Annotated in this window: 16 protein-coding genes; 2 read left to right on the forward strand and 14 right to left on the reverse strand. The window is 63.1% G+C overall.

Translation table 11 applies throughout. The features are described from left to right. Positions 1 to 44: 44 nt before the first annotated feature. Positions 45 to 2417, forward strand: a complete 2373-nt coding sequence (locus OW493_RS13675) for an ATP-binding protein (protein ID WP_289864435.1) — start codon at positions 45 to 47, stop codon at positions 2415 to 2417. Between the two features lie 250 nt (positions 2418 to 2667). Here the strand turns inward: OW493_RS13675 and OW493_RS13680 are convergent, their stop codons facing one another. Next, the gene (locus OW493_RS13680) at positions 2668 to 3855 is read right to left on the reverse strand and encodes an EAL domain-containing response regulator (protein ID WP_289864437.1); all 1188 of its coding nucleotides are present in this window, start codon (positions 3853 to 3855) and stop codon (positions 2668 to 2670) included. A gap of 284 nt (positions 3856 to 4139) precedes the next feature. Further along, positions 4140 to 4979 (reverse strand): M48 family metallopeptidase, encoded by an 840-nt coding sequence (locus OW493_RS13685; protein ID WP_170877501.1) that lies wholly within the window; start codon positions 4977 to 4979, stop codon positions 4140 to 4142. Between the two features lie 239 nt (positions 4980 to 5218). On the opposite strand from OW493_RS13685, the gene OW493_RS13690 reads away from it, so the two are divergent. Next, on the forward strand, positions 5219 to 6082 hold the full coding sequence (locus OW493_RS13690) for an ATP-binding protein (RefSeq protein ID WP_077380076.1): 864 nt from the start codon (positions 5219 to 5221) through the stop codon (positions 6080 to 6082). Between the two features lie 142 nt (positions 6083 to 6224). On the opposite strand, the gene der is transcribed toward OW493_RS13690, so the two are convergent. The 12 genes from der to iscR form a co-directional block, all read right to left on the reverse strand. Further along, the gene (gene der / locus OW493_RS13695) at positions 6225 to 7649 is read right to left on the reverse strand and encodes a ribosome biogenesis GTPase Der (protein ID WP_077380074.1); all 1425 of its coding nucleotides are present in this window, start codon (positions 7647 to 7649) and stop codon (positions 6225 to 6227) included. A gap of 399 nt (positions 7650 to 8048) precedes the next feature. Further along, complete coding sequence (gene bamB, locus OW493_RS13700) at positions 8049 to 9209, reverse strand: outer membrane protein assembly factor BamB (protein WP_077380072.1); 1161 nt, start codon at positions 9207 to 9209, stop codon at positions 8049 to 8051. Further along, on the reverse strand, positions 9206 to 9862 hold the full coding sequence (locus tag OW493_RS13705) for a tetratricopeptide repeat protein (RefSeq protein ID WP_084207900.1): 657 nt from the start codon (positions 9860 to 9862) through the stop codon (positions 9206 to 9208). Before OW493_RS13705 ends, bamB begins: the two co-directional genes overlap by 4 nt. 87 nt (positions 9863 to 9949) lie before the next feature. Then, positions 9950 to 11233: a histidine--tRNA ligase gene (gene hisS, locus OW493_RS13710; RefSeq protein WP_127734456.1), complete on the reverse strand. Its 1284-nt coding sequence runs from the start codon at positions 11231 to 11233 to the stop codon at positions 9950 to 9952. Positions 11234 to 11346: 113 nt separating this feature from the next. Further along, positions 11347 to 12462, reverse strand: a complete 1116-nt coding sequence (gene ispG / locus OW493_RS13715) for a flavodoxin-dependent (E)-4-hydroxy-3-methylbut-2-enyl-diphosphate synthase (protein WP_077380065.1) — start codon at positions 12460 to 12462, stop codon at positions 11347 to 11349. 11 nt (positions 12463 to 12473) lie between these two features. Continuing rightward, on the reverse strand, positions 12474 to 13478 hold the full coding sequence (locus OW493_RS13720; protein WP_289864451.1) for a RodZ domain-containing protein: 1005 nt from the start codon (positions 13476 to 13478) through the stop codon (positions 12474 to 12476). 362 nt (positions 13479 to 13840) lie between these two features. Next, a complete protein-coding gene (gene pilW / locus OW493_RS13725; protein WP_289864453.1) occupies positions 13841 to 14650 on the reverse strand; it encodes a type IV pilus biogenesis/stability protein PilW in 810 nt (269 codons plus the stop codon). A gap of 269 nt (positions 14651 to 14919) precedes the next feature. Then, a complete protein-coding gene (gene rlmN, locus OW493_RS13730; RefSeq protein ID WP_077380059.1) occupies positions 14920 to 16077 on the reverse strand; it encodes a 23S rRNA (adenine(2503)-C(2))-methyltransferase RlmN in 1158 nt (385 codons plus the stop codon). A 357-nt stretch (positions 16078 to 16434) separates the two neighbouring features. Further along, a complete protein-coding gene (ndk, locus tag OW493_RS13735) occupies positions 16435 to 16860 on the reverse strand; it encodes a nucleoside-diphosphate kinase (protein WP_043333812.1) in 426 nt (141 codons plus the stop codon). Positions 16861 to 17101: 241 nt separating this feature from the next. After that, complete coding sequence (locus OW493_RS13740) at positions 17102 to 17428, reverse strand: iron-sulfur cluster assembly accessory protein (protein ID WP_077380057.1); 327 nt, start codon at positions 17426 to 17428, stop codon at positions 17102 to 17104. 15 nt (positions 17429 to 17443) lie between these two features. After that, the gene (locus OW493_RS13745) at positions 17444 to 18592 is read right to left on the reverse strand and encodes an aminotransferase class V-fold PLP-dependent enzyme (protein ID WP_289864459.1); all 1149 of its coding nucleotides are present in this window, start codon (positions 18590 to 18592) and stop codon (positions 17444 to 17446) included. Positions 18593 to 18622: 30 nt separating this feature from the next. Continuing rightward, positions 18623 to 19096, reverse strand: coding sequence for a Fe-S cluster assembly transcriptional regulator IscR (iscR, locus tag OW493_RS13750; protein WP_077380053.1), 474 nt, complete (start codon positions 19094 to 19096; stop codon positions 18623 to 18625). Between the last annotated feature and the right edge of the window lie 48 nt (positions 19097 to 19144).

Here is a 19144-nt window from a genome sequence, read left to right on the forward strand (position 1 = left end):
ACATTCTCCGCTCCGTCTGATGAGCTCTGGCAGGATGCCTGTGCATGAATCCTCTTCGTTCTCTGCATTTCAGAACCGCCATCGCCATTGCCGCGACGCTGTTTTTCGTCTCGGCACTGGTGACTGGCGTGCTGGTCTACCAACGCCAGCAGGCCCTTGAGCACAAGCTGCGCGAGAATCTGATCTGGGCGGTCTATCAGTTCGACAGGGAGGTACGCGAGCTGCGCATGGTGGTGGCCGAGGAGCAGCAGTCTCCCACGCCACCGGAACTGATGGATGACAGTGAGCTGCTGTTGCGTCTGGATATCCTGTACAGCCGGGTACAGCTGCTGCAGAACGGTCAACTCGGCAGCATGCTGGCGGGGATGCCGGAACTGCATGTCCAGCTGCTGGCGATGCTGCCCAGAATCGAGGTGCTGGACAACGGCATCATGGAGCTTGCGAGTCGTCAGCAGCGTGAAGAGGCACTCTACGCGCAGCTGCTCAGTCGCCTGGTCTCTCTTCAGGAGCAGACAGGCAAGCTGCTGCTGGATATCAATGCGGAGGCTGCCTTGCAGCGCACGAAGGAGCGTACAGAGCTTCTCAATCTGTATGCACTCGCGCTGTCACTGGTCCTGCTGATGACCCTCAGCGGCACTGTCCTGGTGGTCGCTCTGATCGTCGAGAGTCGCGGGCGGGCCTCCAAGACCCGCAAGCTGGAGGAGCGTACTCAGGAGCTGGATGGCATGGTGCAGCTGGCGCAGGCCGCCAGTCGTGCCAAGTCGGAATTCATGGCGATCATGAGTCATGAGATACGCACGCCTCTCAACGGCATGGTCGGCGTATCGGACCTCATCGGTGAGGAAGTCTCGACCCAGCGTGGGCAGCAATATCTGGTGATGCTGCGTCAGAGTGCCGAGAGTCTGCAGGCCGTCATCAATGACGTGCTGGATTATTCCAAGATCGAGGCCGGCAAGCTGGAGCTGGACCGGCGCTGCTTCTCGCTGCCCGACTTTCTCGAGTCATTGTCCGCGCATTACACCCGTCAGGCAGACGGTGCCGGCAAGGGGTGCTCGCGCATCTTCCTGGAGGAGCGTGCCGATGACCTGCCTGTCTGGGTCGAGGGAGACGTCAATCGTCTGCGCCAGGTGCTGACCAACCTGCTCAACAACGCGTTCAAGTTCTGTCCCCAGGGGACCATCCGGTTGCGGGTGTCGTCGCAAGAGGACGAGACCCTTCATTTCGAGGTCCACGACAGCGGTTGCGGTATCGCCTCTGACCAGGTGAGTCAGCTGTTTGCCCCCTTCACCCAGGTGGATACCTCGATGGCACGTCGCCATGAAGGGACCGGGCTGGGATTGGCCATCTGCAAGCGGCTGGTGGAGGCAATGGGTGGAGAGATCGGCGTGGAGAGTCATCTTGGCCTCGGCAGTCGATTCTGGTGTCGCGTGCCGTTGCCGGTGCTGACAGCCTCCGAGGCCTGCCCCCAGCAGACGGCGAGGGAAGCCCTCTTGCCCGAGGCCCGCGTTCTGGTGGTGGAAGACAACGAGGTCAATCAGTCGCTGGCTCGCGCAATGCTGGAATATCTGGGGCAGCAGGTCACGATCGTCGAGGAGGGGGAGCAGGCGCTGGCCTGGCTGTCGCAGGCGGACCATGAGGTTGATCTGATCTTCATGGACATGCAGATGCCAGTGCTGGATGGTCTGGAGACGACACGACGCTGGCGTCAACGGGAAGCCGAGACGTCCGCGACCCGCCTGCCGATCATCGCGATGACTGCCAACGTGATGCAGGAAGATGCACGCCGTTGCATCGAGGCCGGAATGGACGGTGTCCTGCACAAGCCCTTCACTCGTGATGACCTGCAGCAGGTGCTGCACCAATATCTGACGTCCCGCCAGCAGGAGATTCCCGTGGACGCTGGCGTGGGCTCTGGCGCGGAGTCTGACGCGAAATCTGGCACGGAAGTTCTCGCCATGGCGAGCCTGGCGGAGGAGCAAGCGGCGCCGCTCGGTACGGAGCCGTCATCTGACGAGACACATGCTGGCGCCGATCCGGCCTCTGATCAGTGTGACCTGCAGGGCAACCCGTCATCGCTGCTTCAGCAGGCGACCTGTCAGGAGCTGCTTGCCACCCTGAGTCGCGAGGCTTACTCACGACTGTTGAGCAATTACCTGACGCGCCTCGAGGGGCGACTCGACGTGATGTTGACCCTGCTACAGCAGAGGGATCTCGGGGAGCTCAAGCGGGAAGCGCATTCCCTGAAAGGGGCCTCTGCTTCGTTGGGATGCAGCGGTATCGCCAGCGGTGCCAGGGCGTTGGAGGAGGCCGCGATCTCCGAAGACATGACCCGGGCCCATCATCATGTCGCCACGCTGCGCGCCTTGAGTGTGCCGACGCGCGACAGTCTTCTCGAGCAGGGATATCTGCTCTCCTGAAGGGCTTTTTCTCCTGAAGTGCCTTTTGCAGGAGCCCTCATGTGAGGGCGATAGGCGAGCGAAGGGAAGTGAAGCGGAAGAGAAAAGAGTGCAGGAAGTGCAGGAAGTGCAGGGAGTGTAGGAAGTGCAGGGCTCGCAAGACAGAAACGCCACCCATGGTGACATGAGTGGCGTTTCTGTCTTGAAGGAGCATCCGCTTGCTCGAGTCGGCTTTCTTGATCCGGGCATGCGTTGATGGGAAGCCTGTCTGTCAGTGAACGGAAGGCGCATGGCGCTGGATGAGGGCACTGACGGCAGTGGGTGGGCAGTGGCTCCAGGCATTGAAGTCGGTGACTGTCATGGGCCGCGCGAAGAGATAGCCCTGGCCGAGATTGCAGCGAGTATCGCAGAGGTAGTCGCGTTGCTGTGTCGTCTCGATGCCTTCCCCGACGACAGCGAGATTGAGTCGCTGGCCAAGCTCGACGATGGTGCGTGTGATGGCACGGGCTTCCGGGTGGCTATCGCTGCGGCCGACGAAGCACTGGTCGATCTTCAGCTCGTCAAAGGGCAGATTGTAGAGCTGCATCATCGAGGAGAAGCCGGTACCGAAGTCATCCAGTGCCAGGCGATAACCGCGCTCGCGAATGGCGTTCAGGAGATGGCGGGCGTAGGTCAGACAGTCGATACCGCAACTTTCCGTGAGCTCCAGGGTGATCGTATGGGGGTCGACCTGATGCTGGCTGGCAAGTGCATCAAGCTTCTTCAGCATGTCACGCGAGCGAAGCAGTTGTGGGGAAAGATTGAGCGCCAGATTCAGCGTGAGGCCCTGTGATTGCCACTCCTGCTGCTGACCGAATCCCTGATTGATAACCTGCCAGGTAAGCGATTCGATGCGATTGCTGCGCTCCGCCAGGGCGATGAACTGGTTGGGCATGACCATGCCGCGCAGAGGATGCTGCCAACGCACGAGGGCCTCGGCACCACTCAGCTGGCCACTGGCAAGATCGATCTTGGGTTGATAGACGAGATGCAGCTGCTGTTGGGCCAGGGCCTCATCCAGCTCCGCGAGCGTCAGCGGATTATGGTGTTCATCGAGATCATTGAGCATGGACGCCAGATGCTTGAGATCGAACGGCTTGTTGAGCTGTCCCAGCATGTCCAGGCCACTGCGTCGGCCCTGATTGATCATCGCCTGCATGTCGTCATCGTGACAGGCGCTCATCAGAATGATGCCCGCCTCGACATTGCGCTCACGCAGATAGCTGAGAACATCAGCGCCGGTGAAGTCCCCCAGTTCATAATCCACCAGGATGAGGTCTGCCTGCAGAGAGGAAGGGTCACAGGCGATGTCCTGCAGTCCCTCACTTTCCATGCAGCTGAATCCGAAGGTGGAAAGCAGTCCGGCGATCAGCTCACGAAAGTCCGGATCATCGTCGATGATGAGTGCATGTCGCGTCATGTGATACATCCTTGGCTGGGGGCGAGAGGACGCTCACGGTGACATTTCTCGGGGGGTAGGTGAGCGCATGTCTGAAGACTAGCAACGTCGCCACTCACAACGCGTATATCGACACATTTGGCGCCACCTTTTTACATTCATGCGCCTGGTGGAGTCGTCCGGATTCAGAGTGGCGCACGGCGGTGAGACGTCGGGACACGAGATCGATGAATGCGCGGCAGAGATGCCAGAGGCGCCCGACAGGCGCCTCTGGAAGACGGGGACGTTCTCCTGCGTAAGCCGGCTCAGCGCAGCCTGTCGCAGTTGGGCTTCTCGCCGGCGGCCCGTGCCTGCTGGTAGGTCGGCAATGCGGTCTCGAGGCGCTCGTTGAGCGCGGTCATGCGCTGCTCGTCACTGGGGTGAGTGGACATCCAGACCGGAGGCTGAGCGCCACCGGAGGCGTTCATGTTGGCCCACAGCTTGATGCTGGCACGTGGGTCAAAGCCGGCTTCGGCCATCAGGTCCAGCCCCAGCAGGTCGGCCTCGGACTCATGTGAACGCGAGAACGGCTTGAGCACGCCATATTCCGCGCCCATGCCCAGCAATCCCATGAGCTGGTCACCGCCGGTGCCTTCCAGTCCGGCCAGTGCCTGGGTCAGGGAAAGACCTGCGGACGTCAGGGATTGGGTCGAGACGCGCTCATTGGCATGGCGGGCCAGCACGTGGGCGATCTCATGGCCGATGACGGTCGCCAGCTGATCCTGATTCTCGGCGACTTCCAGCAGACCGGTGTTGACGCCGATGTAGCCGCCCGGCAGTGCGAAGGCATTGGCAGAGTCATCCTCGAATACCTTGACCTGCCACTCGCTGATGCCATAGCTGGCGGGCACCTTGGCGGTCACGGCATCTGCCACGCAGCTGACATAGGCATCCTGGCGGCCTTCCACCACCGGCAGCTCCTGTTGGTACTTGCTGAAGCTGGCTTCTCCCATCTTCTCCAGCTCCTGATCCGAATAGAGCGTCAATTGGCTTCGGCCCAGAGGAGAACTGGCGCAGGCACTCAGGGTGACGGACGCCGCAAGAGCCGCCAGCGGGAGCAGACGGCGCAGGGCGCGGGGAGATGAGTGATCGAGCAATCCTGGCATTGAGGCCTCCTGGCAATGGTGACGATGACAACCTTCGAGTGCACGGCAAGGCGGTGCTGAACGTGCAAGAAACGTGCAGACAGCATAACCGGATAGGCGCAGTGGTGCAGTCAGCGAAATGATACGTTGCTGAGATCACAGCAACGTCAGGCCAGACGGGCTCGCCGGGCATGAGATACTGGGCGCGATCTCATGGGCCTGCCACGGCCCTTGCCCCATGTACCTGACAGGGAGTCATCATGTCACCAGAGTTTGAACACCGCCTCTCGCAGTTGCTGGACCGTCTGGAGCCGATGCTGCCGCCGACGGCTGTCGAGGTGGACTGGACACGAGACGTCGCCGCCTTGTGGACCCGCCACCCCCTGGGCGGCCGCCTGACCCCGATCGCGCCGCGTGATGCCCTGACGCTCGAGGATCTGCTCGGCATCGCCCGTCAGAAGCGCGAGCTGCTGGCCAATACCCGCGCCTTCCTGGCGGGTCGGCCGGCCAACCACGCGCTGCTGTGGGGCGCGCGTGGCACCGGCAAGTCATCGCTGGTACGTGCGCTGCTCAACACCCTGGGCAGTGAAGGTCTGCGGTTGATCCAGATAGACCGTCACGACCTGCCGGCGCTGCCGGGGCTGGTCGCCGAGCTGGCACAACAGCCGCACCGCTTCATCGTCTATTGTGATGACCTGTCCTTCGAGGGTAGCGATGACGCCTACAAGGCGCTCAAGAGCGTGCTGGATGGCACCCTGACGGGCCCGCCGGAGAACGTGCTGCTGTACGCCACGTCCAACCGTCGTCATCTGCTGCCGGAGCACATGAGCGACAATCACGACACGCATATCGTCGATGGCGAGCTGCATCATGGCGATGCGGTGGAAGAGAAGATCTCGCTGTCGGACCGCTTCGGCCTGTGGCTGGCCTTCCATCCCTTCAATCAGGATGCCTACCTGGAGACCTGTCAGCACTGGGTGGAATGGCGTCTCGGCGCGGGCAGCTTCGACGAGGCGGCGCGTGCCGAGGCGTTGCGTTACGCCACTCAGCGCGGGGTGCGCAGCGGGCGTGCTGCCTGGCAGTTCGCCAACCTGTGGGCGGGACAGAAGACGCTGGAAGCCTGATGCCATCATGTGACCGGGGTGTGCAGCACCGGCCACTGGCCTGAGGCAATGCGCCCAGACGAAGACGCCGCCCCTGCAGTCATCTGCGGGGGCGGCGTCGTTCAGGTGCGGAACCTGTTCAGAGCATGCGCGGCGGCTGTGATCAGCGGCGTTGCTTGCGTTCCTTGCGGGCTTCCTTGGTGCGCGCCAGTGAACGCTCTTTCGCGCGCTCGCGGTCATCGCTGCCCTGGGCACCGTCGAAGGGGTTGTCGCCTGAGCGGAACTCAAAGCGCATCGGCGTGCCCTTGACCTTGAGCACCTTGCGGAAGGTGTTGGTCAGATAGCGCTTGTAGGCTTCCGGCAGCTTGTTGGTCTGGTTGCCGTGCACCACGATCAGCGGCGGATTGGCGCCGCCCTGGTGCGCCATGCGCAGCTTGATGCGACGGCCGTTGACCATCGGCGGCTGGTGCGCCTGAGTGGCATCCTGCAGCAGGGTGGTCAGGCGCTTGGTCGACCAGCGGGCCACGGCACTCTCGAAGGCGCGGTCGATGGACGGGTAGAGGTCACCCACCGCCGTACCGTGCAGTGCGGAGATGAAGTGCAGGTCGGCGTAGTCGGCAAAGCCCAGGCGACGCTTGATCTCGGAACGCATCTTCTCCTTGGCTTCGCTTTCCAGGCCATCCCACTTGTTGACCACCAGCACCAGAGCGCGACCGCTGGTCAGCACGAAGTCCAACAGGTGGAGATCCTGCTCGACCAGGCCCTGACGGGCATCGAGCACCATCACGGCGACGTTGCACTTCTTGATCGCTTCCAGGGTCTTGATGATGGAGAACTTCTCCACCACTTCGCGCACGTTCTTGCGGCGACGGATCCCGGCGGTATCGACCAGCAGATACGGCTTGCCACGACGCTCGAAGGGAATCTCCACGGCGTCGGTGGTGGTGCCGGCCTGGTCAAAGACGACCACGCGCTCCTCGCCCAGCAGGCGGTTGACCAGCGTCGACTTGCCGACGTTCGGGCGACCGATGATGCCGATGCGCACGCCGCGGTCATCCAGCTCCGGATGCAGGTCCTCGTCTTCGCCTTCCTCGACTTCCGGGTAGGGCGAGAGTACCTCTTCCAGCAGCGTGGTGACGTTGCGACCATGCTCGGCGGCGATGGCGCGCGGGTCACCCAGACCCAGGGTCCAGAAGTCGGACTTGCCGATTTCCTCGTCCATGCCGTCGGTCTTGTTGACCACCAGCCAGGTCTTCTTCTGGTTGATGCGCAGGTGGTTGGCGATGGCTTCATCGGCCATGTTCAGGCCGGCGCGCGCGTCGACCATGAACAGCACGATGTCGGCCTCATCGATGGCGGCCAGCGACTGGCCCGCCATCATCAGGTCGATACCTTCCTCGTCACCGCTGATGCCGCCGGTGTCGATGACGGTGTAGGGCTTGCCACCGACCTTGCCGGTGCCGTACTTGCGGTCACGGGTCAGGCCCGGGAAGTCGGCGACCAGGGCATCACGGGTCTTGGTGAGGCGATTGAATAGCGTCGACTTGCCGACATTCGGGCGGCCGACCAGGGCGATCACGGGGTTCATGAAATCTCACAGCATTCGCAGGGATAGCATCGATGCCGGCCCCGGGCGGTCTGCTTCGAACCATGACGGCTGGAAAGCACCTTGTGCAGGCAGGGCGATAGCGATGATATCGGACTTGGGTCACTGAAGGGCGTCGTCGGCAGGCGCCTGACGAGGCGTGTCTCCAGTATGGCCCGCAGAGTGGGCCTTGGCACTCTCTGCGGAAATGATCTCGGGGCTGAGTTCAGCGAATCTGCCGACACCTTGGCGCGTCAGCCGACTCGTGTGGTCAGCGGGGGCGGTATTCTAGCACTGCGAGCATGACGCTACCAATGGCGTAGACGGCATTGCGTGCCCACAACGCATCAACGGCAGCACTGGGGCTGCCGTTGATGCGTTGCAGAGGCTTCCCGACCGGACTCAGGGAGCTTCGAGATCCAGTGCGGTCAGCTCGCCATCATTGGTGTAGACGAAGATGCGCTTGCCTTCGGTGAGCGGCGTGATGCTGATGCCGTCGCCACCGACGTCGTAGCGGCCAGCCATTTCCCCACTCTGGGCATCGATCAGGTGCACGTAGCCTTCATAATCTCCCACCACCAGCTTGCCATCGATGAAGGCGGGAGAGGTCAGCCAGCGACCCTCGAGGTCTTCCGATTTCCACAGCACGTTGCCGGTGTTGGCATCCATCGCCAGGATGTGGCTGGCGTTGTCGATGCTGAACAGGTAGTCACCCACGACGATTGGTGTCAGGTAGCTGGAGGAAGGCTTGTCCCACAGCGGCTCGCCATTGCGAGCATCCAGCGCGATCAGACGGCCGTTGTAGCTGGTGACGTACAGGCGACCGTCACGGGTCAGCACCGGCTGGCCATCCAGATCCACCAGCTGATCCACTTCGGTACGCCCGGAGGGCACCGCGACCCGCAGGTCCCACAGCTCCTGACCCGAGCGGTTGTCCAGGGTCACGAGCTTGCCATTGGCGAAGCCGGCGAAGGTGACCGGCTGGATGACGCGCGGTGCGCCGGTGCCGCGCAGCGTCAACGCGGGGATGGTCGCGGAATAGACCCACTGTTCCTCGCCGGTGAAGCGATCCAGTGCGGTCACGCTGCCATCGACGCTCTGCACCACGATCAGCTCCTCGTTGTACTGAGGTGCGGCCAGCACTTCGCTGGAGACTCGCGTGCTCCATTCGATGCTGCCGTCCTGCTGGTCAATGGCGCTGACCTTGCCATCGCGGGTACCGACATACAGACGAGACGGGTCGGCATTCAGTGCACTGGTGATGCCGGCCGGCAGGGTGATCTGCCAGACCTCGTCGCCGGTCTTGGCATCGAAGGCTTCCAGCTCACCCTCTTCAGCCGCCACGAACAGCCGGTCATTGGCCACGATGGGGGCCAGCGGGTAGTGAGCGCGACCCAGGCCGTTGCCGACCGATTCGCTCCAGGCGGAATCCAGCGCCACCGTGGCATCGAAGTCGACGAGTTCCTTGGGGGCATACTCTGGCTGGGCACTGCTGGCGCAACCGGCCAACAGGCTGACGGTCAGCAGCGACACAGGCAGCGACAGGCGGTGATTCAGTTTCATGACGGGCTCTCCACGGCGAGGTCGGCGAGTTTCAGATCCAGCCCGTAGACCGGCTGGCCGCTCTGCTCGGACAGGCGGCTGGCTTCTTGATAGGCCGCGACGGCTTCATCACGCTTGCCTTGTGCCACCAGTGCATCCCCGCGCACGGCGGCGGCCTGTGCCGCGAGGGTCGTGGGCGGGTTCTCCAGCAGGCTCAAGGCCTTGTCCTGCTCGCCGAGCTCCACATGGAGTCGGGCCAGACGCAGGCTGGCCAGCCCCTTGAGATAGCTGTCGGCGTCGCTGTCCACCACGCTCTGCAGTGCCTTGGCGGCAGCGTCGAGGTCATCGGCCTTCACCGACATGCTGGCATCCAGCAGATGGGCCATCTGGGTATAGAGACTGTCGGCGTGCTCGCTTTCCAGCTCACTGATCAGGTTGCGTGCCCGCTGGACACCCGCATCTTCCAGCGTGGGCTGACTGACGAGGCTGATCAGCTGCTGATAGCGCATGGAGGCTGCCTCGGACTGACTGGCCTCGTAATTCTGCCAGGCCTTGAAGGCAAAGATGCCGGCACCGGCCAGCACGACACCGGCGATCAGTGACTTGCCGTTCTCGCTCCACCAGCGCTTGATGGCCTCAAGCTGTTCTTCTTCGCTTCTGAGCTCTTCCGCCACGGGCGGTCTCCTTGACCTGGCCGGTACGCCGGCACATGCATTCGGGAGGCGGGGCGCACTGGCCCCGCCGGATATTCACTGGCCGTCTCAGGCGCTGAAGACACTCGCGAGACGCTCGCCGAGGGCACGCTGATTCAGGGTTTCCTGATCACGCTCCTCGCGCAGGAACTTGAGTCCCACGGTCCCTTCGATGACTTCATTCTCACCGAGAATCAATGCCACGCGTGCGCCGCTCTTGTCGGCCTTCTTCATCTGGCTCTTGAAGCTGCCGCCGCCGCAATGCAGCACGAGGCGCAGGTCGGGCAGGGCGCTGCGCAGATCTTCGGCCAGACGCATGGATTCGGCTTCGGCCTGCTCGCCCATCGACATCAGATAGACATCGACGGTCTCACGCACGGCCTCCGGGACCAGTTCCAGTGTCTCGAGCAGCAGGATCAGGCGCTCGACACCCATGGCGAAGCCGACCGCCGGTACCGGCTTGCCGCCCAGCTGTTCGAACAGGCTGTCATAGCGGCCACCGGCACACACGGTGCCCTGGCTGCCCAGTGCGGTGGTGGTCCACTCGAACACGCTGCGCGAATAGTAATCCAGGCCACGTACCAGGCGCGGATTGATGACGTACTGGATGCCCGCCGCATCGAGACGTGCCTTGAGGCCCTCGAAGTGCACGCGGGAGGCTTCATCCAGGTGATCGCCGAGACGCGGCGCGGCATCGACGACGGCGGCCATGTCCGGGTTCTTGGTATCGAGAATGCGCAGCGGATTGCTGTGCAGGCGACGCTTGGCGTCCTCGTCGAGCACATCCAGATGCTGCTCGAAGTATTCGATCAGCAGGTCACGATAGGCAGCACGTGCTTCCAGGCTACCCAGTGAGTTCAGTTCGAGCGTGACGTGCTCCAGCAGGCCCAGCTGACGCCACAGGCGTGCCGAGATCAGGATCATCTCGGCATCGATGTCCGGGCCATCCATGCCGTAGGCTTCGACACCCACCTGATGGAACTGACGATAACGGCCTTTCTGCGGGCGCTCGTGGCGGAACATGGGGCCGGCATACCACAGGCGCTGGATCTGGTTGTGGACCAGACCGTTCTCCATCGCCATGCGCACGCAGCTGGCCGTGCCTTCCGGGCGCAGGGTCAGACTGTCGCCGTTGCGATCCTCGAAGGTGTACATCTCCTTCTCGACGATGTCGGTCACCTCGCCGATGGAGCGCTTGAACAGCGCCGTCTGCTCGACGATGGGCGTGCGAATCTCGCGATAGCCGTACTGGCCCATCAGGGTCTGCACCTGGCGTTCGAAGTATTGCCATACCGGTGAGTGGTCCGGCAGCAGGTCGTTCATGCCACGGATGGCCTGGATCTTGGTGCTCAACGTTCTCTCCTGAATCCTTGCGCATCTCCCCGCGGCAGCGGCATGCAACAGCATGACGTCAGGCGGGGAGACGAAGGCGCATCGTGATGATGCGCAAGCCGGCTGAGACGTGCTCAGCCCTGGCGGATGATGGTATCGGCCTCACGGGCCTCTTTTTCGGCGACCTTGTCTCGAATCAGACGTTCCAGATCATCGACGAGCGTGTCGTTGGTCAGCTTGCTGGCCGGCTTGCCGTCCAGATAGACCAGATTCGCCGGGCTGCCGCCGGTCAGTCCGACATCGGTCTCCTTGGCTTCACCGGGGCCGTTGACGACACAGCCGATCACCGAGACGTTCAGCGGCGTCAGCACGTCCTCGAGGCGATTCTCCAGCTCGTTCATGGTCTTGATGACGTCGAAGTTCTGACGTGAGCAGCTGGGGCAGGCAATGAAGTTGATGCCCTTGGCACGCAGCTTGAGACTCTTGAGCATGTCGAAGCCGACCTTGATCTCCTCGACCGGGTCCGCGGCCAGCGAGACACGAATGGTGTCGCCGATGCCGTCCATCAGCAGCATACCGAGGCCGATGGAGGATTTCACGGTACCGGAACGCAGACCGCCGGCTTCGGTGATCCCCAGGTGCAGCGGCTGTTCGATGCGCGTGGCCAGATCGCGATAGGCGGCGACGGCCATGAAGATGTCGCTGGCCTTGACGCTGACCTTGTATTCCTGGAAATCGAGGCGATCGAGGTGATCGATGTGGCGCATGGCGGATTCGACCAGCGCGGCCGGCGTCGGTTCGCCGTATTTCTTCTGGAGGTCCTTTTCCAGGGAGCCCGCGTTGACGCCGATGCGGATCGGGATACCGTTGTCACGCGCGGCACTGACCACGGCACGCACACGGTCTTCACGGCCGATGTTGCCCGGGTTGATGCGCAGGCAATCCACGCCGAGCTCGGCGACGCGCAGGGCGATCTTGTAGTCGAAGTGGATATCGGCCACCAGCGGGATGTTGCTCTGCTGCTTGATGCGACCGAAGGCTTCAGCGGCATCCATGTCCGGCACGCTGACACGCACGATATCGGCACCGGCATCCTCGAGGCGCTTGATCTGCGCGACGGTGGCGGCGACATCGTTGGTGTCGGTATTGGTCATGCTCTGCACGGAAATCGGTGCATCGCCGCCGACGGCGACGTTGCCGACATGAATCTTGCGCGAGACGCGGCGCTTGATGGGGGAGTGACTATGCATGGGATTCCGGATCATTCACCGAGTGTGAGTTTGGCGACGGTGCCGCGTGTGGCGCTTTTCAGATCAACCGGCTCGTTCATGTATTCAAGGACGACGCCCGCAGATTTGCCGATGGTGAGCTTGAACGGCGGCTTGCCTTCCACAGTCTCGCTGCTACCTGCCGGGAAGGTGCCCCAGAGCAGCTTCTTGCCATCTGCATCGCGGATGCCGGTCCAGGAATCATTGTTGAAGGTCAGTGTCAGCTTGCGCGGGTCAGCGGCAGGGGCGGTAGCTTCCTGTACCGCTTGCGGTTCTGTCGTGTCCTCTGCGCCGGCAGCCGCGGTGTCGCTTGTGGTGTCCGCCGCGAGGCTGGCATCCGCCGGCGTGGTGCCGGTTTCGCTGACGTCGCCGCCAGTCGTGGCCGGAGTCGCGCCGGGTGTCGTCGCGACGGATTCGCCGGTGCTGGCCTCCCCGGCATCGTCAGCGGCAGGCGCTGCTGCCGTCTGGGAGAGGGTCAGCTCGATCGAGCCATCGGCATTGACGACCGGTGAGCCATCGTCGGTCGCGTCTTCGCTGAGGGGGGCGGCGTCGGACGTCTCTGACGGTGAAGTGCGTCCGTAGTCTCCACTCTGCCACCAGACGTAGCTGAGGCCGATCAATCCGGCGATGACCAGCAGGCTGACGAGTCGAAACAGGTACTTGCCCAGCTTGCCGGGCGGGCGCACCGAGGGGCTCATCGCAGGAGGATGGCGCTCCACCTCGGTGGTGCCGAACTGGGCATTGTACTGGCCGACGACCGCTTTCTCATCCATGCCCAGCAAGCGGGCATAGGCGCGCAGGTAACCGCGGCGGTAGGCCGCGATGGGGATCTGGTCGTAGTGGTCGCGTTCCAGGTCATCGACCAGACTGGGGCGCAGGTTGAGCTGTGTTGCCACTTCATCACGTGACAGCCCCTGATGCTCCCGCTCAGCCTTGAGAAGCTTGCCAGGCAGTGTGTCGCTGACGGACATGTCAGGGGAGGGCTGATGTTCGCTCATGGCGCATCCTTGTAGGGAAGAACGGACGACCGGATACCTGTCCGGGTACTCTTCCGGTATTGCTGTGAACAGTTACTGTAAACAACTGCTGTGAACGATGGTCGTGAAAACGGGTGACTGCCAACAGGAGTGACCATCCGCTCCGGCTGCCGAGCTGACATGCCACGACGGTGACGTGATCTCGCCGGCGATGGCAAGCCGTCATGCCATGTTGACGTCGGCACTATACCAAGGCCGGGCCAGAATTTTCACCGGCATTTCGGTCTTCCGGTGCCTCAACGAAGCAACCTGTCGCCGAGTGACGGCCGGTGAGCCAGGCGCGCAGGGCGTTTCCCGCGTCACGCCACGCCCGAGCCCCGGTTTCATGGTGTGCGGATGACCGCGCGTCCGGCCTCACGTGTTCTGATCTGCTCCAGCTGTCGGCCGTAGAGGTCCGCCAGGCGTGCATCACCGCGTGCCACGGCGACATCCACGGCCAGTTCCAGACTGTCACTGTCGGTGCCGTTCAGTCGGAAATATCGGCTCAGCGCCTGCTGGGCAGCGTCATCGTCACCGGCTTCATGTTCCATGCGCGCCTTGGCGAGCCACGCCTCGGCTTCCCGCGGGTTGATCTTGACGGCACGATCGAAGTTCGCCCGTGCCTCGCTCGTCTTGCCCAGCTGCAGCTGACAGCGCCCCAGGTTGGTGTAGAGCTGGCCGCGGTTGTCATAGGTCAGATCCTGCGTGGCTTTTTCCAGCTGCTCGCAGGCGGCGACGTATTCCCCGCGCGAGTACAGGAATGCCGCATAGTTGTTGCGTGCCCGCGTGAACGAGGGGTCACTGGCGATGGACTGCTTGAAGTAGTCATCTGCCAGCACGCTCTCGCCCTGACGCTGATAGATCATCGCCAGCCCGGCTTTGGCTTCGGCATTCCCCTGCTGCAGCTTGAGTGCCTTCTGGAAGGCATTGTCCGCGCGTTGCAACTGATTACGACTCAGATAGGCCTCACCAAGTTCCACATAGGCCGTCGATGCCTTGTTGTCATCGGGGGCCGCGTAAGGGTCATTGGTTTCCACGCGCGTCGCGCAGCCCGACAGGGTCAGGCCGGCAAGACTCAGGCACAGCAGCATGCCGCGAACTCGCGCCGTGGCGCCGCGGCGGGAAAAGCGATGAAGTGGCAGACGACTCGACATGCAATCCTCGCGAGATAAGGCTCGTGATCTGCCTGCGGGCGAGGATCGCTGCAGGCAACAGAAGCGCCTCCATCAAAGCGCTGCACTTCAGACAAGTCAAGGCGGGTTTGTCAGGCAGGGCGGTGGGGGTCGTCACAGTCGCGCGGCAGGCATCCCCATGGGCCATTTGCGGCTTCCCCGCGCGAAAACGCCAGCCATGAAAAGCTCATGGCTGGCGCTGGGAGTCACCGTGGTGGCCTCAGGTATCTGGCCCCGACAAGTGCTCTGGCTCAGTCGGCGTCGAGCTGGATGGCGTTGATGTAACGCTCGGCGCGACGGGTGCGGTCCTTGACCTGGCCGACCAGCTGGCCACAGGCGGCATCGATGTCATCACCACGTGTGGCGCGCACCGGGGCGGTGTAGCCCAGCTCATAGAGACGCTGCTGGAAGCGCATCACCTGATTGCGTGACGGCTTCTCGTAACCGGAATGCGGGAACGGGTTGAACGGGATCAGGTTGATCTTGCACGGCAGCTCGTCGAGCAGCGCGGCCAGTTCCTCGGCGTGCTGGATCTGGTCGTTGACGTCCTTGATCAGGGTGTACTCGATGGTGACGATACGCGCGTCGTCACACTTGGCCAGGTAGCGATGGCAGGAGTCGAGCAGCGCGCGGATGTTCCACTTGCGGTTGATCGGCACCAGCACGTTGCGCAGTTCATCGTTGGCCGCGTGCAGCGAGATCGCCAGGCTGACGTCCATCTCGTCGCCGAGCTGGTCCAGCTTGGGCACCACACCGGAGGTGGAGAGGGTGACGCGACGCTTGGACAGGCCGTAGGCGTTGTCGTCCAGCATCAGCTTCATTGCCGGCACGACGTTGTCGTAGTTCATCAGCGGCTCGCCCATGCCCATCATCACCACGTTGGTGACCGGACGCTTGCGGGTGTCCTTGCGGTCTTCGGCGCCACGGGTGGCGACCCACACCTGGCCGATGATCTCGGCGGCGGTCAGGTCACGCTCGAAGCCCTGCTTGCCGGTGGAGCAGAAGCTGCAGTCCAGCGAGCAGCCGACCTGGGAAGACACGCACAGGGTGCGACGATTGCCGTTCTCGGACGGAATCAGCACGGTCTCGACATAGCTGCCGTCGCTGACTTCCAGCACCCACTTGCGGGTACCGTCCTTGGACTCGCCTTCATAGACGATGCCCGGCGCGCGAATCTCGGCGACCTGCTTGAGGCGTTCGCGCAGGGGCTTGGCGAGATTGGTCATCTCGTCGAAGCTGTCGACGCCTTCCTGGTGAATCCATTTCATCACCTGGGTGGCGCGGAATTTCTTCTCGCCGATGCTCTCGAAGAAGGCTTCCATCGCCGGGCGCGGCAGGCCAAGCAGGTTGGTGAGCTTCACGTCGGCAGGTGCCGCGGCATCGGTAGCGGTTGCAGTGGTGTCAGTCATGGTCTCGGGCCGGTCGTGTCAGGGATGGGCAGGCGTCAGCCACAAGGATAGACGTCTGCAGGGTGGCGCTGTCAGCGGAGGTGGCGATGAATCGCGGACCTCAATGGACACTCGCAGTCAGGCAATGGGCAGGGAATGGCCGCACGGCACTGGCGGAGGTAGCTGCAGGGCTTCAAGAAAAGCGTATCGGACCTGCTCAAGCGTCGAATCTGCTTCAGGGAATGCAGGTTGGCGCACGACGCTTCAGCACGTCCGATACCACGACGGCCCCGCCACGCAGGCAGGGCCGTCGAGTCATGCACGGCTGGTGATATCACGCCCGCAAGGGACAGACATCATCAGGCGCACAAGGCGAAATCAACCGCGCGGGCAGATTTCGTTGTCGCCGAAGAAGTAGGCGATTTCGCGAGCAGCGGATTCCGGCGCGTCAGAACCGTGAACGGCGTTGGCGTCGATGGAAGTGGCGAAGTCTGCACGGATGGTGCCAGCTTCTGCTTCCTTTGGGTTGGTAGCGCCCATCAGGTCGCGGTTCTTGGTGATGGCGTCTTCGCCTTCCAGCACCTGGATCATGACCGGGCCGGAGGTCATGAAGCCGACCAGCTCACCGAAGAAGCCACGTTCGCTGTGCTCAGCGTAGAAGCCTTCGGCCTGTTCCTTGGACAGGTGAACCATCTTGGAAGCGACGATCTGCAGACCGGCCTTCTCGAAGCGAGAGTAGATCTCGCCGATCACGTTCTTGGCGACGGCGTCCGGCTTGATGATGGACAGAGTACGCTGGGTCATGGTGAATCTCCTGAGACAAGCTTTGAAGAGCCGCACGGCCTGGAGCCTTGCGGCGGAAAAAGGGCTCTGTCGACGCAGGGCTCGACAAAAGTGGGCGGCATTATAGCTGCTCGCGTCATCCACTGCATCCATCATGCGGATACTGGATGACGCGCGGATGGCAGGCGTCTTGTCTGCAATGACGCTCTACGCGCTGAGCCAGCTCTACACGCTGACGCTGGATCTACACGCTGAGCCAGGTCTACACGCTGAAGCTCTCGCCACAACCACACTCGTCCTTGACGTTGGGGTTGTTGAAGCGGAAGTAGCGGTTCAGACCGTCCTTGACGTAGTCCACTTCGGAGCCGTCGAGCACGGCCAGCGCTTCGCTGTCGACATAGACAGTCGCGCCGTGATCGACGAAGACGACATCTTCCTCGTTGGCCTCATCGGCGAAGTCGAGCACGTAGCTGTAGCCGGAGCAGCCGCTGGGCTTGACCGAGACGCGCAGGCCAAGGCCGTGGCCGCGCTCGGCCAGCACGACACGGATCTGGTCGGCGGCGGAGGGGGAAATCGACAGGTGTGCCATGAGCAGTCTCCCGGGTCAGGCGCGCAGCGAGGTCAGGGCATGCCTGAGCTCGCCGAGCGCGGATTCAATGTCGGCGGCGGTGGTGAAGCGTCCGAAGCTGAAGCGCAGTGACGCCAGCGCCAGTGGACGGGGCACCCCGATGCCGGTGAGTACGAAGGACGGTTCGACACTGGCGGAATTGCAGGCCGAACCGGTGGAAATCGCGATGCCGCGCAGTGCCATCAGCATCGCCTCACCGTCCACGCCTTCGAAGGCGAGGTTGAGGATGCCGGGGGCGCTGACGTCTATATCGGTATTGAAATGCACGCCTTCAAGGCCGGATAGTCCGGCGACGAATTGCTGGCGCAGCGTGATCAGGTGCTGGTGGTCGGCATCGAACTGTTCGGCGCACAGGCGGTAGGCCTCGCCCATGCCGACGATCTGATGGGTGGGCAGGGTGCCGGAGCGCATGCCGCGCTCATGCCCGCCGCCGTGGATCAGGGCCTCTACCTGGATCTGCGGCTGACGTCGCACGTACAGCGCGCCAACCCCCTTGGGGCCGTAGGCCTTGTGCGCGGACAGCGACAGCATGTCGATGGGCTGTCGGCCGACATCGAGCTGCACCTTGCCGGGAGCCTGGGCGGCATCGACATGGAAGGCCGCGCCATGCGAGCGGGCGATATCGCCGAGGGCATCGAGATCATTCAGGCTGCCCAGCTCATTGTTCACTGCCATCAGCGATACCAGGATCGTGTCGGCGCGCAGAGCATCACGCAGGCTCTGGGGGCTGATGCGGCCATCCGGCTGCGGTGCGATACGCGTGACCTCGAAGCCCTCGGCTTCCAGCGCACTGGCGGTATCCAGAATCGCCTTGTGCTCGATGGTCGAGGTGATCAGGTGACGCCCACGCTCGGCATTGGCGCGCATGTAGCCGGTCAGCGCCAGGTTGTCGGCTTCGGTGGCACCGCTGGTCCAGACGATCTCGCGCGGGTCGGCGCCGATGGCGTCGGCTACCTGACGACGCGCGCCCTCGACCGCCTGCTCGGCCAGCCAGCCCGGCATGTGACTGCGCGAGGCCGGGTTGGCGAAGGTGCCGTCCTGCGTCAGGTGACGCATCATCAGCTCGGCGACGCGTGGGTCGACGGGCGTGGTGGCAGCATAGTCAAGGTAGATCGGCTGGGACATGGTGACTTCCTGAAGACATGACGAACGGGTTCAGCTGCCGGGCATGACGGTGATCGGTGTCGGCTCGCAGGCCTTGCGCTGACGACTGGCAATCTGGCGAACCTCCTCACGTGCGACCAGGTCCGCCAGGCTGATGCCATCGAGAAAGCCATGGATCTCATCGGACAGGTCACACCACAGATGGTGCGTGAGGCAGGTGTCGCCTGCCTGGCAGTCCGAGAGTCCCTGGCAACGGGTGGCATCCACCGATTCATTCACGGCATCGATGATGCGCGCCACGGAGGTGCTTTCCAGCTCGACGTCCAGCAAGTAGCCGCCACCCGGGCCGCGTACGCTCTTGACCAGCCCGGCACGGCGCAGGCGAGCGAACAGCTGCTCGAGATAGGACAGGGAAATGCCTTGGCGCACGGAGATGTCGGCAAGGCAGGTCGGACCACAACTGGCATGAAGCGCCAGATCGAGCATCGCGGTGACGGCGTAGCGTCCCTTGGTGGTCAGGCGCATGGCGGAACTCGTGAGCTGGTGGAGCGAATGGCATCGGCGACAGGGCCG

Source organism: Cobetia sp. 14N.309.X.WAT.E.A4, assembly GCF_030397495.1.
GTDB classification, from domain to species: domain Bacteria; phylum Pseudomonadota; class Gammaproteobacteria; order Pseudomonadales; family Halomonadaceae; genus Cobetia; species Cobetia marina.